This is a genomic window from Acidovorax sp. (assembly GCF_046339755.1).
GTDB lineage: Bacteria > Pseudomonadota > Gammaproteobacteria > Burkholderiales > Burkholderiaceae_C > Acidovorax.
The window spans coordinates 20,526-36,765 of the sequence record NZ_JBKDTZ010000183.1 but is presented as its reverse complement, the minus strand read 5'-3'; the positions used below and the strand labels follow the sequence as shown (position 1 = coordinate 36,765).

The window sequence follows — 16,240 nt, the reverse complement described above, 5'->3', positions numbered from 1 at the left end:
CTAGATGCCAAGCTGCCGTGCCGCCAGGTCCTTCATGATCTCTTCGGCACCGCCGCCGATCATCATGACCTTGACCTCGCGGTAGATGCGTTCGCTCACGGTTCCGCGCATATAGCCCATGCCGCCCAGGATCTGCACCGCCTGGTCGGCGCAGAACTGCATGGTCTGCGTGGCGTGGTTCTTGAGCAGGCAGACCTGGGCCACCCACTCGGGGCCGGTGTTTCCTGCATCGGCCTGCGCGGCCACTGATTCGAGCCAGGCGGCGGTGGAGTGCATGCGCATCTGCATGTCCACCAGCTTGTGGCGTATCACTTGGTGCGCCACCAGCGGTGCGCCAAAGGTCTTGCGCTGGCGCGCCCAGGCCAGGGCTTCGTCGTAACAGGCTTCGGCGAAGCCCAAGGCGGAGGCGGCCAGGCCAAAGCGCTCGCCATTGAAGTTGGCCATGATGGTGCGAAAGCCATCGCCCTCGGCCCCCAGCAGGTAGCGCGCGGGCACGCGCACGTTGTCAAAGCGCAGGTGGGCGGTGTCGGAGCACAGCCAGCCCATCTTGGCCAGGGCGCTGCGCGACAGTCCCGCGCTGTCGCCCGGCACCAGCAGCATCGATATGCCGCCGCTGCCCCGGCTGCCGGCCTCGCCCGTGCGCACGGCCACGGTGATCCAGTCCGCACGCATGCCCGAGGTGATGAACACCTTCTCGCCATTGACCACGTACTCATCGCCCTCGCGCCGCGCGGTGGTGGCCAGTTGCGCCACGTCCGATCCGCCGCCGGGCTCGGTGATCGCCAGGGCGGCAATGCGCTCGCCCGCCAGCACGGGCGGGATCACCTCGTCACGCACGGCATCGCTGCCATGCGCCAGCACCGGCGGCAGGCCGATGTTGTGCGACAGCAGGCTGGCCAGCACGCCGCCGCTCGTGCCATGGCGGCATAGCGCCTGCCACAGCGGCAGGCGCAGGGCGTAGCTGGCGGGTGTGCCGCCGTACTGCTCGGGGTAGCCCAGGCCCAGCAGGCCCAGCTCGCCGGCGCGGCGGTACAGCGCACGCGGGAACTCACCCGCCGCGTCCCAGGCGTCAACATGCGGTGCGATCTCGGTGCGGGCAAAGCGCGTGACCGTGTCGGTCAGCGCGGCACGGTCCGCGCGCAACTCATCATTCGTTGGGGCACGCATGGTCTCAAGCCTCCTGCGTTGCAAAGCGCGCCAGCACCTGGCCTGGTGCCACCTGCTGGCCCGGCGCCACCAGCAGTTCGGCCACGGTGGCTGCGGCAGGGCAGGCCAGACTGTGTTCCAGCTTCATGGACTCGAGCACCACCACCGTGGCGCCTGCCTGCAAGGCCTCGCCAGCAGACACGGGCACCGCCACCACGCGGCCGTTGAAAGGAGCACGCAGCTCGCTGGCACCGCCGGCCGTGCCGGCACGTGCTGCTGGCTCCCACGAGGCGTCTTCAACCCAGCCATCCACCCCGCCTGCTTGCCAGTGCCAGCGCTGCGGCCCCACCGCTGCCGTGCGCACCGTGTGCGCCACCCCATCGAGGGCGCATTGCACCCGGCCATCGGGCAAAGGGGTCATCTGAAGGGTGGTGGGCTCCCCTGCATCCCTCTGCTCCACGTGCAGATGCCCTCGGCCCAACTCACGCACGGCCATCGGCAGCACATCGCCCTGGTGGCGCAGCCGCATGGGGCGCGCAAAGCTGCAGGGCAGGGTGGTGGCGCGGGGCGGGAACAGGGCCGCCATGGCGCCGGGCAGCAGAGCGGCCTGTTGTTGCTGGCGCAGGGCCGCGCGCAGGGCATCGCCTTCAGCGGCCAGAAAGGGCACGCGCGCCTGGCCGGCGCGAAACTGCGGGTGGTCCAGGCAGGCTGCCAGCAAGGCGCGGTTGCTTGGCAGCCCGAGCAGCGTGGTTTCCCCCAGTGCGCGCACCAGCGCATCGATGGCCTCGCCGCGCGTGGCGGCATGCACGATGAGCTTGCCCAGCATGGCGTCGTAGTGGGGCGTGACCTCCGCGCCTTCTTCCAGTGCATGGTCAAAGCGCAGGCCGCCCAGCGGCGCGCGCTGGAACGCAGTCGCCTGTGGCGCCTTGAAGTGCAGCACCTGTCCCGCGTGCGGAGTGAAGTGCGCGTCTTCCGCGCACAGCCGTACTTCGATGGCATGGCCCTGCAAGGCCACCTGGTCCTGCTTCAGGGGCAGGGGCTCGCCGCGTGCCACGCGGATCTGCCACTCCACCAGGTCCAGGCCGGTGAGCGCCTCGGTCACGGGGTGTTCCACTTGCAGGCGGGTGTTCATCTCCATCAGGTAGAAATGGCCTTCGTCGTCTCCGTCGAGCAGGAATTCCACCGTGCCCGCGCCCACATACCCTGCCGCCTGGGCCAGCGCCACAGCGCAGGTGCCCATGCGCTCACGCAAGGCGGTGTCGACTGCGGGACTGGGTGATTCCTCGATCAGCTTCTGGTGCCGGCGCTGCACGGAGCAGTCGCGCTCACCCAGGTGGATGCAGTGGCCATGCGCGTCGGCAAAGACCTGTACTTCCACATGGCGCGGGCTGAGCAGGGCACGCTCGATCAGCAGATCGCCATTGCCGAAGCCAGCCAGCGCTTCCGACCGGGCGCTGGCCAGGGCCGCGGGCAGTTGCGTTGCCTCCATCACCAACCGCATACCGCGCCCTCCGCCGCCAGCCACGGCTTTCACCATCAGCGGGTAGCCGATGCGGGCCGCTTCGCTGGCAAAGCGTTCACCGCCCTGGTCGCTGCCCGCATAGCCGGGCAGGCAGGGCACGCCCTGGGCATGGGCCAGCGCCTTGGCGCCCGCCTTGCTGCCCAATGTGCGAATAGCAGCAGGTGGCGGGCCGATCCAGGTGAGGCCGGCATCCACCACGGCCTGCGCGAAATCCGCGTTTTCGCTCAGGAAGCCATAGCCCGGGTGCACCGCATCGGCGCCCGTGGCGCGCGCCGCAGCCAGCAGTTTGTCGATGCGCAGGTAGCTGTCGGCACTGGCGCTGCCGCCCAGGGCCACGGCCTGGGTGGCCTCGCGCAAGTGCAGGGCATGCGCGTCGGGGTCGGAGTACACGGCCACGGTGGCAATGCCCATGGCGTGTGCGGTGTGCACGATGCGCCTGGCGATCTCTCCGCGATTGGCGATCAGTATCTTTTTCATGCCGAAGCACTCCAGGGCGGTGCCTTGCGGGCCGTGAAGGCGGCAAGGCCCTGCGGCGCCTCCGGTCCGCGCAGGGCATGGGCAAACAGGTGGGCTGCATCGTCGAGCAGGGCCGGCAGCGGCAGGGTGCCTTGCACCTGCGCCAGCAGGTGCTTGGTGGCCGCAATGGCCTGGGGCGCAGCGTGGGCCAGGCGCTGCACGGCGGCCTGCACGGCTTCATCCATCGCGCCATCGACCACCTCGTCCACCAGCCCTGCCTGTTGTGCTGCAGCCGCCCCGCTGCGCGCCCCCGACAGCAGCCAGCGCCGTGCCGCCGCCGGCCCGAGCCGCCGCACCACGAAGGGGGCGATCTGTGCGGGCACCAGGCCCAGCGTGACTTCGGGCGCACCGAACTGCGCATTCGCATCTGCCAGCACCAGGTCGCCGCAGCAGGCCAGGCCCAGGCCGCCGCCCATGGCGGCACCTTCCACCGCGATCACCAGCCATTGGGGCAGGCCGCACAGCGCCTGCAGCGCCGCGCCGAAGCGGCGGTTCAGCGGCACCAGCGGGTCGGGCACGCCGGTATCGAGCGGCTGGCCAATGGCTTTGGCAAAACCGCCCAGGCTGCCGCCTGCGCAGAAGTGCCCGCCCGCGCCGCGCAGCACCACGCCGCGCAGCGCGGCATCGTTGCGCGCACGCGTGCAAGCGTTCAGCAGGGCGTCCACCATGGCATCGGTCAGCGCATTGCGGCTGGCCGGTTCATTGAGGGTCCAGGTCTCCAGGAAAAGGCCGCTGCCCAGCGGCGCGCGGTCGATCAGCAGGGCATCGGGCATGCGGTGTCCTGGTTCAGTGGGCAGTGGGCCGCTTGGCGATGCCCATGGTCTTGGCGAGAATGCCCAGCATCACCTCGTCGGCCCCGCCACCGATGGAGGCCAGGCGCCCATCGCGGAACATGCGCGAGACCTTGTTCTCCAGCGTGAAGCCCATGCCGCCCCAAAACTGCAGGCAGGTGTCGGGCACCTCGCGGTTCAGGCGCCCGGCCTTGAGCTTGGCCATGGAGGCCAGCTCCAGCACGTCCTGCCCGCCCACATAGAGTTCGCATGCGCGGTAGGTCAGGGCGCGCAGGGCCTCGACCTCGGTTTTGAGTTCGGCCAGCTTGAACTGCACCCACTGCTGGTCGGCCAGCGCGCCGCCGAAGAGCTTGCGCTCCTGCGCCCATTCGATGGTCCAGCCGATGCAGTTGGTCAGTGACTCCAGCGTGCTGGATGCGCACCACAGCCGTTCTTCCTGGAACTGCTGCATCTGGTAGATGAAGCCCTGGCCTTCGGCACCAATGCGGTAGCGCTGCGGCACGCGCACTTCGTCGAAGTAAAGCAGGCCGGTGTCGCTGCTGTGCATGCCGATCTTGCGGATCTTCTGCGCCACCTCCACGCCCTTGGTGAGCTGGCCACCAGGGCCATCGCGCAGGGGCACCATCACCAGGCTCTTGTTGCGGTGCACTGGGCCTTCGCCGGTGTTCACCAGCATGCACATCCAGTCGGCCTGCAGGCTGTTGGTGATCCACATCTTCTGGCCGGTGATCACGTAGTCGTCGCCGTCCTTGCGCGCCGTGGTCTTGATGCCAGATACGTCGCTGCCCGCCGCCGGCTCGCTCACGCCGATGCAGCCTACCGTGTCGCCCGCAATCGCCGGGGCCAGGAAGTCGCGCTTGAGCTCCTCGCTGCCATGGCGCGCCAGTGCTGGCGTGCACATGTCCGTCTGCACGCCGATGGCCATGGGCACGCCGCCGCAGTGCACGTGGCCCAGTGTCTCGGCCATGGCCACGGAGTAGGAATAGTCCAGGCCCGAGCCCCCGTATTCCTCGGGCTTGCACAGGCCCAGCAGGCCCAGTTGCCCCATCTTCTTGAAGACCTCGTGCGCAGGGAAGATCTCGGCCGCCTCCCACTCGTCCACGTGGGGGTTGATCTCTTCGTCGATGAAGCGCTTGAGGGTCTTCTGGATCTCGCGGTGCTCGTGCGTGAACTGCATGGTGTGTCTCCGTTGATTTTTGTGTGGACCAGTGCAAGAGGAAGAAATAGCCAGTCGTCTACATTCGTGCCACCCCGAACTGCATGGGATGCACCTTGCGCGTCTGTGCGTCGGCGCAGGTGGCCAGGCACAGTGCCAACACGGCGCGCGTGTCGCGCGGGTCGATCACGCCGTCGTCCAGCAGCAGGCCGCTGGTATAGAAGGCGTCGGCCTGCGCTTCGAACATGGCCACGATCTTGTCGAACTGGGCCTGCGACTCGGCCGGGTCGGGCGTGATGCCTTTGCGCGCCAGCGCCGCTTCGGTCACGATCTGCATGGTGCGCGCGGCCTGCTCGCCGCCCATCACGGCAGTCTTGGCGCCGGGCCAGCTGAACAGGAAGCGCGGCGCATAGCCACGCCCGCACATGCCGTAGTTGCCCGCGCCGAAGCTCGCGCCGCACTGGATGGTGATCTGCGGCACGGTGGCGTTCGATACCGCCTGGATCATCTTGCTGCCATGCTTGATCATGCCGCCCTGCTCGCTGTCTTTGCCCACCATGTAGCCGGTGGTGTTCTGCAGGTAGACGATGGGGTGGCCGAGCTGGCACATCCACTGGATGAAATGCGCGGCCTTGTTGGCGCCGGCCACGTCGATGGGGCCGTTGTTGGTGATGAAGCCCACGGGGCGGCCGTCGATGCGCGCCTGGGCGCACACGGTGGCCATGCCGTAGCGGGGCTTGAATTCCAGCAGCTCGGAGCCATCGGCGATGCGCGCTATCACCTCGCGCATGTCCACGGGCTGGCGCAGGTCGTCGGGCATCAGGGCCAGCAGGTCTTCGGAATCGAGAGCGGGAGCCGGTACTTGCGCGGGGGCGGACGGGTTCTCCCAGCCCGAGGCCGCCACAATGGCGCGCGCCATGCCTATGGCCTCGCGGTCATCTTGCGCCAGGTACTCGCCCAGGCCCGAGATGCTGGTGTGCATCTCGGCGCCGCCCAGCTCCTCTTCGGTCGCGATCTCGCCCGTGGCGGCCTTGAGCAGCGGCGGCCCGGCCAAAAAGGCGCGCGAGCGTCCCTGCACCATGATGACTACGTCTGACAGGCCGGGCATGTAGGCCCCGCCCGCCGTGCCCGAGCCATGTTGCACGGTGATGACGGGGATGCCCGCGGCCGACAGCCGCGCCAAGTTGCGGAACAGGCTGCCCCCGTGCACGAAGCCCTCCACCCGGTAGCGCATGAGGTTGGCGCCCGCGCTCTCGACCAGGTGCACGAAGGGCAGGCGGTTGTGCAGCGCGATCTCCTGCACGCGCAATATCTTCTCCAGCCCCATGGGCTGGATGGCCCCGGCCTCGATGCCCGAGTCGCTGGCCACCACCATGCAGCGCACGCCCGACACCACGCCGATACCGGCCACGATGCCGCCGCCGGGGACGGACTTGGCGGGGTCCTTGCTGTCCTGCAGGTAGCCTGCCAGCGTGGCCAGCGGCAGCCAGGGTGTGCCGGCATCCAGCAGCAGCGCAACGCGCTGGCGCGGCAGCAACTGGCCGCGCTTGTCGAATTGTGGCTGTGAGCGCGCCGATGCCATGGCGGCACGGTCTTCCAGCGCGCGCAGGGCTTCGAGCCGCGCCAGCTGGGCGCTGCGGCGGCGCTGCGCGTCGGTTGTGGCGGGGTTGAAGCGCGAGGAAAAGGACGTCAAGGTGCGCCCTCCGAAGGCATTTGCTCGGCAAACACGCGTGGCACCTGGGCGCGGTGAAAGCCTTCGAAAGGCCGCACGGCCAGCCTATATTGCGTGGCGGTGTCGGGCACCTGCATGGGCCAGCCCAGGCGGGCCTGGGGGCGGGCGCCATCCACACGCACGGTGCTGCCGTTGATGAAGCTGGCGGCGGGGCTCAACAGAAAGACGATGGCCGCCGAAACCTCGGCCTCGGTCCCGAAGCGCCCCTGCGGCACGGTGTGGCGCATGGCGCGCAGCATGTCGGCGGCGGCGGGTGGGTAGTTGTCCATGCCGCTCGATGCGATGTAGCCCGGTGCCACGGCATTCACGCGCACGCCGCTGCCTGCCCATTCCAGGGCGGCGGTCTCGGTGAAGCTGACCATGCCGGCACGCGCCGCGCCGCTGTGCCCCATGCCCGGCATGGATCCCCACATGTCGGCCACGATGTTGACGATGCTGCCACCGTGCGATGCCATCCACTGCCGGTGGCACTCGCGCGCCATCAAAAAACCGCCGGTCAGGTTGGTGTTGAGCACCGCCTCCCAGCCCTTGGCGGAGATGGTGGAGAGCGGTGCCATGAACTGGCCGCCCGCATTGTTCACCAGCGCATCGATGCGGCCGTGCCTGGCCAGAACCTGTTGCACGACGATGCCCACGGCCTCTTCGGAGCGGATGTCGCAGGCGTGCCAGGAGGCTTGCCCGCCGTCGGCGTTGATTTCGGCCTGCACCGCCTGCAGCTTGTCGGCCTTGCGCCCGACCAGCACCACCTGCGCACCCAGCCGGGCTAGTTCGTGCGCCGTGCAGCGGCCTATGCCCGATCCGCCGCCGGTGACGATCACCACCTGCCCCGTAAAGAGGCCTGGTGCGAACACGCTCTGGTACATGGCTCAGGCCTCCCTTATGAACAGTGCCAGCGCCTCACCGGTCAGCTCGTCCAGCGATTTGCCGCCCTTGGGGGCAAACCACTGCACAGCCCAGTTGAGGGCGCCAAAGAGGAACAGTCGCGCCACGCCCGGTGCGGCCTGCAGCGCGCCCTGGCGGGCCAGGGCTTCGAGCGTGGGCATCCAGGCGGCCTCGTAGGCATCCTTGACGCGGCTGATGCCCTTGCGCTGGGCGGGCGTCAGCGAGCGCCATTCGTACAGCATCACCGGGATGAAGCCGCTGCGCGGGCCCAACAGGATTTCGAAGTGGTGGCGGATCAGCACGCGCAGCTGTTCCCGCGCTGTGGCCGTGGGGGGAAGGGCGGCCAGCGCCTGCTGCTGGCTTTGCAAGGCCATGACCATGCCTTCGTTCATGACGGCGTGGAGCAGGGCCCCCTTGCTTTCGAAATGGTAGAAGGGCGAGCCGCTGTGCATGCCCGCGGCCGCCGCGATGTCGCGCGTGGTGGTGGCCGCAAAGCCTTTGGTCAGAAACAGTTTGGCCGCCCCATCCATGAGCTTGCGGCGGCGGTTGCCGTCATCGACTTCTTCGGCCGTCTTGCGCGGGCGGCCGCGGGGGCGCCGCGGCTCCTCGGAGGCGGCGACCAGGGTCTTGCGGGTGCGGGCAGCGACAGGCGCAGGAGAGGATGCAGGATCCAGTGGAACGGGGAGGGGACGCTTGCGCCGGGCAGCAGGGGTTTCCATGCGTTGCACGATAGCAAAACACTTTATTTTTAGCAATCGTTTGCTTGGTGAAAATAACACGCTGCATCCTCGGCCTGCTGCATCCCCGCTGCAGCGCGAGGGCCAACATAAATTTGTTCCGAATGTCCGGTGCACCTGCCGCGTGGATGCGGCCGTGCTGCCAAAATGCGCCTGAAGGTGGTTTTTGCCATGGTGCCACCTGGGGCATGCCATGGCATCCCGCACGCTTCGCGTTCCATTCAATGAGGGGCAGGTTTCATGAACACATACGGCATGGGCCGCTGGGCGCGCGGCGCCGTCATCGCCACGTCGGCAATCCTGGTGCTTGGAGTGCAGGCGCAGGTCATCGATTTTTCCGGCACCCGCGGCGCGGGCGTCAACAAGACGGATGTGCTGTTGGAAAACCTGCGCCTTCAGGTGCCGGTGGCCAATCCGCAGCAGCCGGGCACCACGACCCTGGTGGAGTCCAACTACAACGTCCTGTTCCGCTTTGACCCTGTCACCCTGCACCTGGTGCCAGTAGGTCTGCAGCAGACTGGCGGGGCGGGCGCGGTGCCGTGCGCGGCGGCCCAGGTGACGGTGTTCGATGCGCTGCGCGGCGCCAACCAGCCGCTGCCGAATGCATCGGTGACGCTGGGCACGCGCACGGCCACCACCAACGCACAGGGGGTGGCTTCTTTCAGCGGCTTGGCGCAAGGCTTTTTCACCGTGGCCGCGACTGCAGCCAACTACGCCTCTGCCAGCCAGACCGTGCTGCTCAGCTGCTCGGCCACCAACCAGGTAGCGGTGGCCCTGTCGCCGGCGAGCGGTGGCCTGGGCGGCCTGGCCGCTGGCCAGTTCCGCACCATCCTGACCTGGGTTGAGAATCCGCGCGACCTGGATGCGCACATGACGGGCCCCTCGGCAGGCGATGCCGCACGCTGGCATGTGTACCACGGTGCCAAGACCGGTGGAGACATGTGCGCGCTGGAGGTGGATGACACCTCGTCCTACGGCCCGGAAACCGTGACCTGCCCGCCTACGGCGAGTACGGGAACTACCGCGACCACGCTGCGCCCCGGTGTCTACCGCTACTCGGTGCACCACTATGCGGGAGCGGGCAGTCTGGGTACGTCGAATGCCAATGTGCGGCTCGAGCTGTCCAACGGCCAGTCCTACACCTTCACGCCTCCTGCGGGTCCCTACACAGGCACGAACAACGTCTGGACGGTGTATGAGCTGACGGTGCTGTCCAACGGCGCGGTGAGCGTGGCACCGGTCAACGCGGTGGCGCAGGGCGTATCGTCCGGCAGCGTGGCCCGCCAGATGCCTATCGTGGAAGGTTCAAGCCTGGGCCTGTCGGAAAGCCCGGCGTTGTTCATCAACTTGGTGAAGTAAGCGGCTGCGGCGCGTCAGGCTGCAGGAGAGGAGCGGCCGGTAAGCGCTGCGCACGATGCTGTTGGCGCGTCCTTGAAAAGATCTCCAGGTCCGGCCCAGCGCGTGCGGGCAACCGCAGCACCCTGTGCAGGTGCGGTGTGCGCGGGGCCGGATGCGGCGGGCCATGCCAGCAAGGGAGAGTAGGACAGCCGGCCATCCGCGTGCGTCACGCGGACGCGAAAGCAACCCTGCGGCTGCTTGTCCATGCGGAGCTGGCCCTGGCCCGGCACGGCCGTTGCAGTTCCATTGGACAGCACGGCAAAGCTGGTGCCCGCCGGCGCAGCCAGCTTCCATTCCAAGGCCTGGCGGTAGGCGTCATAGCCAACGTCCACGGACAACTCCGTGGGAGCCAGGCGCTCGCGCCAGCGCTGCACCATGGCGGGGATCTCGGCGTGGATGTCCTCCATGCCTTGCTGTTGGTTGTTGTAGCGCAGGACCGGCTGGGGGAACGGGGCCTGCGCATAGGCTGCCAGGTCCGACTCGTCGGCCACCGATAAAGGAGGGGGGGCGGTCCGCCCCATGGCCGGGCGCAGGTGCTCCAGGCCCTGCACAAACCAGGCAGGCACCGCTGGATCCCCCCAGATGGCAGTGGGGGCATCACGCTCCAGATAGGCGCTGCCAATGGCCCGGAACAAGGTGTTGCCGGGCAACGCGGCTTGAGCCACAGGGCGGGACTGCAGCCAGGCGGGCACGACCACGGCCAGCACGGCGGCCAGGAGCGCGGCCTGCACCCACCGGGGGCGGCCGTGCCATGCGTGCGCCAACGCCAGGGCGCAGCCTAGGGAGAGCGCAGCCCAGGGGATGATGAAGTACCGCTCCGACAGGCCTGGAAAGCGCACCAGCGGCAGCAGGGGGGCCAACAGCCATACGGGCGGCAACACGGCCCAGGCCAGCAGCAGTGCGCCAGGGGGCTTTCCATGCCGCCATGCGGCAGCTGCTGCCAGTACCCCCAGGCCTGCAAACGCCACCAGGGGGGCATTCCACAGCATGGCCGGTACGGTGGCGAATGCCGCCACGGCGTCGCCAAAGAGGTTTCCGGGAATGTCCGCTGCAGGCGTGTATCCGCCCACCAGCGTGCTCAGCATGTGGCCGCGCCAGGGAACGTACAGCGCCATGGCAAGCAGCCAGGGCCAGGCCATCGCCAGGCGCTGCCGGAAACGGCCTATCGGCAGCAGCAAGGGAATGAAGCCCAGGGGGACGAAAACCTCCTTGGCCGTGATGGCCGCGGCAAAGGCAAGGGCCGCCAGCCAGCGCAGCGGGCGGGGGCCGCCGTCCAGGGCGCGCACGGCCCACCAGATGGCCAGCAAGAAGAGCAGCAGGCCTTCCAGGTACTGCCGCACCATGAGCAGTTGTGCCGCCTGGGCCACTGGCACGCCCACCAGGAAAATGGCTGGTGCTGCAAGCGCCGCGGCATCTCCCGCCCAGCGGGCGGCAATGCGGTGCAGCAACCAGGCGCATCCGGCCAGCGTCAGCAGGTGGTGGACGAAAAACCCCCGGGGCTCGTAGCCGAACAGGGCCATGTCCAGGTCATAGGCGAGCGAGAGCCAGGGGGTGAGGCTGAAGGGTATCAGGGCCCTCCACGCGGATGGCACGGTGAAGTACTCCAGCGGTGCATAGCGCTGGGCATGCAGCAGGATGGCCGGATCGTCACAGCACCACCACAGCTGCAGGCTGTTTCCGTAAAGCGCAAACACTGCGCCAATGGCCAACACGAGAGAGGCGATGGAAAGCGTCAGGGGCCTAGGCAATCGGGATGTCCAAGAGATGGTCGGGGGAGGGCGCTCCATTGTTACCCATAGGGGGAGGCCGCCCTGCACTGTAGGCCATGAGGGGACACGCCGGCCGGATTGCCGGGGTAAATGGGCCTCGCATTGCGTCGCAATCGTATAAGGGGTGACTGTATGTTCCGTTCCGCAGGGCGGCGATAGCGCTTTTTGCTTCTGTTTTGGGAGCAAGAGAGCCTCTTCCTGCAAGGCATTGGGCCGATCAAAATGCTCCAATCCTTGCGGCCAGCATTTCTGGGCGCAGCCCCTGTTTAACAGAGACATTGCAGGGTTAATGCGACAAGGCCGGGGTGGCGGTGATAACGTGGGCGCATGAACAACACACCGAACCAAACCCCCACGCCCCCGTCCTCGGGACTTGATCCTCAAAAAGTGCGCGCCGACCTGGAGAACATCTTCCGCCAGGCCGCGAAGACGCAAGGCCAGGCGCCTGCCGAGAAGCCGGCAGGCCAATAAACCAGGCTCCATAAGCTGCGCTCACGCCGCCGGCCCGCACCGTGGCCCGGCGGCGTTTTCCTTGGTGGCGTTCCAGGCTTTGGCGATAGGGGCCGCTCACCACGCAATGGTGCCCATTGGTTTTCCATATCGTCCGTCTGGGGGCGCCGGTGTAGAGTGAGGCGACGTCCTGTCCTACGGTCAGATGTCGCGGTACCTCCCCGGCTTGGGGCTTGCCTTGCGGTGGGCCGGGGCGGTATCCGGCATATGGCCTTTCGCTAGAAAGCCCGCCCATGGCCACCGTTTCCGACCTCCAGCGCATCGTGTATTCCGGTAATCCGCAGGCCGATGCCCTGCTGGACAAGCCATCACCGTGGAACTTCTTTCCCGATGGCCGCAAGGTGCTTTACTACACCTTCGATGCCAGCCCTGGGAGCGTGGCGGCTTCGGATGCAGGGCGTCCGATCACGGCATGCAATGCGGCGCAGCAGCAGGCAACGCGGCAGATACTGCAGCATGCGGCGGCCGTCACGGGCATCACCTTCGCCGAGGTGGGCAGTTCCGCCCAAGCCGATCTGCATTTCGTGGCCACGAACATTCCGGGCGCATCGACGGCCGGACTGGCCTCCACCTTCTACAACTACAGCTACAACGGCAGCCAGACCCTGACCCAGCTCAATGCGGAATCGGTGGTGTACCTGGACAACGTGGAGCATGCCGGCATCAACAACCAGCCTACGGCGGGTGGTGCTGGGTACGAGGTGCTGCTGCATGAAGTGGGGCATGCGCTGGGACTGGCGCACCCGTTCGACTCCTCCCGGCCACTTCCGTCGGCGCAGGACAATACCAACAACACCGTCATGTCGTACACGCGTGCCGGCCCCTACAAGACCACCTTCCAGGCCTTTGACCTGCTGGCCCTGGACTGGATCTACGGGCGCGATGGACTGGGCGGCACCTGGGGCATGAATTCCACGAACGGGCCGACGCTGAATTTCTCCAGCCAACCCAGCGGCACCGCCGGGCCGGACGTGTTCACCAGCACCCAGGCCAATGAGACCTTCAATGGCGCAGGCGGAGTGGACACCCTGGTGGCGCATGGCGCCCGGGGCGGCTACTCGCTGACCCGCAAGGACGGCGGCTGGCAACTGGCCGATGGCACGGCAGGACGGGACGGTACCGACACCTTGCTGCAGATCGAGCGCGTGCGTTTTTCGGACCGCTCCGTAGCGCTGGACCTGGATGGGGCTGCCGGCACGACAGCGCGCCTGCTGGGGGCGCTGGTCGGCCCGGCCGGGCTGGCCAGCCGGGAGCTGGTGGGCGCGGTGCTGGGCGTGGTCGACTCGGGCGCATCGCAATTGCAACTGGCGCAACTGGGCCTGAACGCCATGCTGGGCGCCTCGGCGACGCCGGAGCAGGTGGCGGCGTTGCTGTTCGGCAATGTGGTCGGGTCGCCGGCCGATGCCGCCACGGTGCAGTTGCTGGCCGGTTTGGTGCGGTCAGGTGCCTATACCAATGCCTCGCTCACGGTGGCGGTTGCCAACCTGGACATCAATGCGGCCCATATCGACCTCGTAGGGCTGAGCTCGCGGGGGCTGGACTACGCCTGACCACGCCGGGCGCCAGGTGCTTCGGCATAGGCTCTTCCCCGGGCCACGTAGCCGGTATCCGGGTCGCGCCTTCTGTTCCCTGTGACGCAAGTCACTCCGGCGGGTCGGAAGCCTTGGTTTGCGGTAGAAAAATTCATATAGGAACTGCTACACTCCGCTTCCTATATGAATTCCTTCCTGCGCATACCGCTGAACGCTACACCCGAGCAGGTGGAGCGGCTGCGCGCATTGCAGACAGGTTTTTCCAAGGTCTGCAATGCCATTGCGCCCGTCGTGCAGCAGACCCGGGTGTGGAACAGGGTGGCCCTGCACCACCTGACCTACCGGCCGTTGCGGGAACAGTTTCCCGAAATGGGCTCGCAGATGGTGTGCAATGCCATCTACTCCGTGTCCCGCACAGGGCGCCTGGTCTTTCAGCACCCTGCCAGCCCCTTCAATCTTTCGCGCCTGGGTGACAAGCCGCTGCCCTTGCTGCAGTTCGCCGACACCTGCCCGGTGTACTTCGACCGCCATACGCTGAGTGTCAAGGCGGGGCAGCTGTCCATGTTCACCCTCGATGGGCGCATGCGCTTTGAACTCGCGCTGCGCCTGGAAGACGAGGCGAGCTTCCATGAGAAGAAGCTGCGCGAGATTGTGCTGTCCAGGCGTGCGGATGGCATCTACGAGTTGTCGTTCCTGTTGGGTGATGAGCCCGAGGGAAAGGACGCGCGCCCGGACATGCCCGCGCATGACGGCGAAATTCCCGAATACATCATGGTCCGAGAGACAGTATGAAACCCAACGCCCCTCCCTCTGAACTGCGCCAGGCCATATCGTCCTTGCAGCCCTACTTCGTCCGCGCTGGCTGGTTCAGTGTGTTTTCCAGCCTTCTCATCCTGGCGCCGTCGGGCTACATGCTGGAGGTGTATGACCGCGTGGTGAACACGCGCAACCATACGACCTTGGTGATGCTGACCTTGATCGTGCTGGGCGCCTACGTGTTGATGGAGGTGCTGGAGTGGGCGCGAAGCGAGGTGATGCGCGCTGCGAGCGTCGAGTTCGACCATTCGCTGAGCAACCGGGTTTTCGGCGTGATCTTTGACGCGAGCCTGCGCCGTTTGCCGGGTGGTTCGCAGCAGCCGCTCAATGACTTCCGCTCCGTGCGGGACTTCCTGTATTCGCCCGCCCTGCTGGCCGCGATGGAGACGCCCATCGCACTGGTGATGATGGTGCTGCTGTTCATGATCAGTCCCGTGCTGGGCTGGACTTCGCTGGTGTTCGGGGTGGTGCAGGTGGCGGTGGCGTGGTTCAACGAGCGCGCTACCAAACCCCCGTTGATGCAGGCCAATGGCAGCGCTATTGCTGCCCAGCAGTACGCCGACGGCGCCTTGCGCAATGCCGAGGTGATCGAATCCATGGGCATGCTGCGTGACACGCACAAGCGCTGGCTTGGCAAGCAGCAGGAATTCCTGCGGTTGCAGGCCCTGGCCTCCGAGCGTGCCGGCGGCTTCCAGGCCATCTCCAAGCTGGTGCAGAACGTCCTGGGTTCGCTGCTGCTGGGGATGGGCTGCTGGCTGCTGTTGCGCAATGAGCTCAATGGCGGTGCAGGGATGATGATCGTTGCCTCCATTCTCGGGGGCCGCATGCTCGCCCCGCTGGTGCAGGTGGTGGCGCAGTGGCAAACGGTGGTCCACGCGCGGGATGCATGGATGCGGCTGGACCAGTTGCTGACCGCCCTGCCGGCACCGATGCAGGGTATGGCACTGCCCGCCCCGCGCGGCCTGCTGCAGGTCGAGCAACTGATTGCATCGGCCCCCAACTCCCCTGGCCACATCCTGCGTGGGGTTGGCTTTTCGCTGGTCCCTGGAGAGGCGCTCGCCGTGGTGGGGCCCTCTGCTTCGGGCAAGACCACTCTGGCCCGCTTGCTGGTCGGGCTGTGGCCCGCCGCCGGTGGCAAGGTGCGGCTTGACGGTGCCGATGTGCATGCCTGGAGCAAGGCAGAGCTGGGTCCCTACATGGGGTATCTGCCCCAGGGCGTGGAACTGTTCGAGGGCACGCTGGCCGAGAACATCGCCCGGTTTGGCGATGTGGACATGGACAAGGTGGAGGCCGCTGCCCGTGCCGTGGGCCTGCACGAATTCAGTCTTTCCCTGCCGCACGGGTATGACAACCCGGTCGGGCAGGACGGTGCCAGGCTGTCGGGTGGCCAACGCCAGCGCGTAGGGCTGGCGCGGGCGCTGTATGGTAACCCGGTCTTGGTCGTGCTCGACGAACCGAACTCCAGCCTGGATGAGCAAGGCGATGCTGCTCTGAACCTGGCGATCGAAGGGGCCAAGGCACGCGGTACCACCTTTGTCATCATGACCCACCGCATGAGTGTACTGGCTGTGGTGGACAAGCTGCTGGTGCTGCGCGATGGCACCCAGCAGGTCTTCGGCCCGCGCGACGAAGTGCTGGCAGCGCTGCAAAAGGCCGCACAGCAGGCCCAGCCCGGGGCCCAGGCTCCGGCACCACAACCCGGCCCAGCTGCATCCGCACTGGCTGCACCCTGA

General features: G+C 67.3%; 12 protein-coding genes. 4 read left to right on the top strand and 8 right to left on the bottom strand.

Annotated elements, in window-relative coordinates:
* The 7 genes from ACK59X_RS15035 to ACK59X_RS15005 are packed head-to-tail and all read right to left on the bottom strand — an operon-like array spanning position 1 to position 8,464.
* On the bottom strand, positions 1–1,167 hold the full coding sequence (locus ACK59X_RS15035) for an acyl-CoA dehydrogenase family protein (protein WP_409958327.1): 1,167 nt from the start codon (positions 1,165–1,167) through the stop codon (positions 1–3).
* Between the two features lie 4 nt (positions 1,168–1,171).
* Positions 1,172–3,145: an acetyl/propionyl/methylcrotonyl-CoA carboxylase subunit alpha gene (locus tag ACK59X_RS15030; protein ID WP_409958325.1), complete on the bottom strand. Its 1,974-nt coding sequence runs from the start codon at positions 3,143–3,145 to the stop codon at positions 1,172–1,174.
* Positions 3,142–3,957: an enoyl-CoA hydratase/isomerase family protein gene (locus tag ACK59X_RS15025; RefSeq protein WP_409958323.1), complete on the bottom strand. Its 816-nt coding sequence runs from the start codon at positions 3,955–3,957 to the stop codon at positions 3,142–3,144. The genes ACK59X_RS15030 and ACK59X_RS15025 overlap by 4 nt, the downstream gene beginning before the upstream one ends.
* 13 nt (positions 3,958–3,970) lie before the next feature.
* Entirely contained in the window at positions 3,971–5,152 is a 1,182-nt protein-coding gene (locus tag ACK59X_RS15020; protein ID WP_409958321.1) for an acyl-CoA dehydrogenase family protein, read from the bottom strand.
* 58 nt (positions 5,153–5,210) lie between these two features.
* Positions 5,211–6,824, bottom strand: coding sequence for an acyl-CoA carboxylase subunit beta (locus ACK59X_RS15015; protein WP_409958319.1), 1,614 nt, complete (start codon positions 6,822–6,824; stop codon positions 5,211–5,213).
* On the bottom strand, positions 6,821–7,726 hold the full coding sequence (locus ACK59X_RS15010; RefSeq protein WP_409958317.1) for an SDR family oxidoreductase: 906 nt from the start codon (positions 7,724–7,726) through the stop codon (positions 6,821–6,823). The genes ACK59X_RS15015 and ACK59X_RS15010 overlap by 4 nt, the downstream gene beginning before the upstream one ends.
* Positions 7,727–7,729: 3 nt before the next feature.
* Positions 7,730–8,464 carry a TetR family transcriptional regulator gene (locus ACK59X_RS15005; RefSeq protein WP_409958316.1) on the bottom strand — a complete coding sequence of 245 codons (735 nt, stop codon included), beginning with the start codon at positions 8,462–8,464 and terminating at the stop codon, positions 7,730–7,732.
* A 258-nt stretch (positions 8,465–8,722) separates the two neighbouring features.
* Here ACK59X_RS15005 and ACK59X_RS15000 point away from each other — a divergent pair, with 258 nt between their 5' ends.
* Entirely contained in the window at positions 8,723–9,841 is a 1,119-nt protein-coding gene (locus tag ACK59X_RS15000; RefSeq protein WP_409958314.1) for a carboxypeptidase regulatory-like domain-containing protein, read from the top strand.
* Positions 9,842–9,855: 14 nt separating this feature from the next.
* Here the strand turns inward: ACK59X_RS15000 and ACK59X_RS14995 are convergent, their stop codons facing one another.
* Positions 9,856–11,589, bottom strand: coding sequence for a hypothetical protein (locus ACK59X_RS14995; RefSeq protein ID WP_409958312.1), 1,734 nt, complete (start codon positions 11,587–11,589; stop codon positions 9,856–9,858).
* Positions 11,590–12,392: 803 nt separating this feature from the next.
* On the opposite strand from ACK59X_RS14995, the gene ACK59X_RS14990 reads away from it, so the two are divergent.
* The 3 genes from ACK59X_RS14990 (at position 12,393) to ACK59X_RS14980 (ending at position 16,240) form a co-directional block, all read left to right on the top strand.
* Positions 12,393–13,709: a M12 family metallo-peptidase gene (locus tag ACK59X_RS14990; RefSeq protein ID WP_409958310.1), complete on the top strand. Its 1,317-nt coding sequence runs from the start codon at positions 12,393–12,395 to the stop codon at positions 13,707–13,709.
* 165 nt (positions 13,710–13,874) lie between these two features.
* A complete protein-coding gene (locus tag ACK59X_RS14985) occupies positions 13,875–14,483 on the top strand; it encodes a hypothetical protein (RefSeq protein WP_409958308.1) in 609 nt (202 codons plus the stop codon).
* The gene (locus ACK59X_RS14980; RefSeq protein ID WP_409958306.1) at positions 14,480–16,240 is read left to right on the top strand and encodes a type I secretion system permease/ATPase; all 1,761 of its coding nucleotides are present in this window, start codon (positions 14,480–14,482) and stop codon (positions 16,238–16,240) included. Before ACK59X_RS14985 ends, ACK59X_RS14980 begins: the two co-directional genes overlap by 4 nt.

Excerpts from the sequence above, each read along its gene's own strand:
- ACK59X_RS14980 (WP_409958306.1), top strand. The coding sequence starts at position 14,480 with ATGAAACCCAACGCCCCTCCCTCTGAACTGCGCCAGGCCATATCGTCC.
- ACK59X_RS15020 (WP_409958321.1), bottom strand. The coding sequence starts at position 5,152 with ATGCAGTTCACGCACGAGCACCGCGAGATCCAGAAGACCCTCAAGCGC.
- ACK59X_RS14985 (WP_409958308.1), top strand. The coding sequence starts at position 13,875 with ATGAATTCCTTCCTGCGCATACCGCTGAACGCTACACCCGAGCAGGTG.
- ACK59X_RS15005 (WP_409958316.1), bottom strand. The coding sequence starts at position 8,464 with ATGGAAACCCCTGCTGCCCGGCGCAAGCGTCCCCTCCCCGTTCCACTG.
- ACK59X_RS15000 (WP_409958314.1), top strand. The coding sequence starts at position 8,723 with ATGAACACATACGGCATGGGCCGCTGGGCGCGCGGCGCCGTCATCGCC.
- ACK59X_RS15030 (WP_409958325.1), bottom strand. The coding sequence starts at position 3,145 with ATGAAAAAGATACTGATCGCCAATCGCGGAGAGATCGCCAGGCGCATC.
- ACK59X_RS15025 (WP_409958323.1), bottom strand. The coding sequence starts at position 3,957 with ATGCCCGATGCCCTGCTGATCGACCGCGCGCCGCTGGGCAGCGGCCTT.
- ACK59X_RS15010 (WP_409958317.1), bottom strand. The coding sequence starts at position 7,726 with ATGTACCAGAGCGTGTTCGCACCAGGCCTCTTTACGGGGCAGGTGGTG.
- ACK59X_RS14990 (WP_409958310.1), top strand. The coding sequence starts at position 12,393 with ATGGCCACCGTTTCCGACCTCCAGCGCATCGTGTATTCCGGTAATCCG.
- ACK59X_RS15035 (WP_409958327.1), bottom strand. The coding sequence starts at position 1,167 with ATGCGTGCCCCAACGAATGATGAGTTGCGCGCGGACCGTGCCGCGCTG.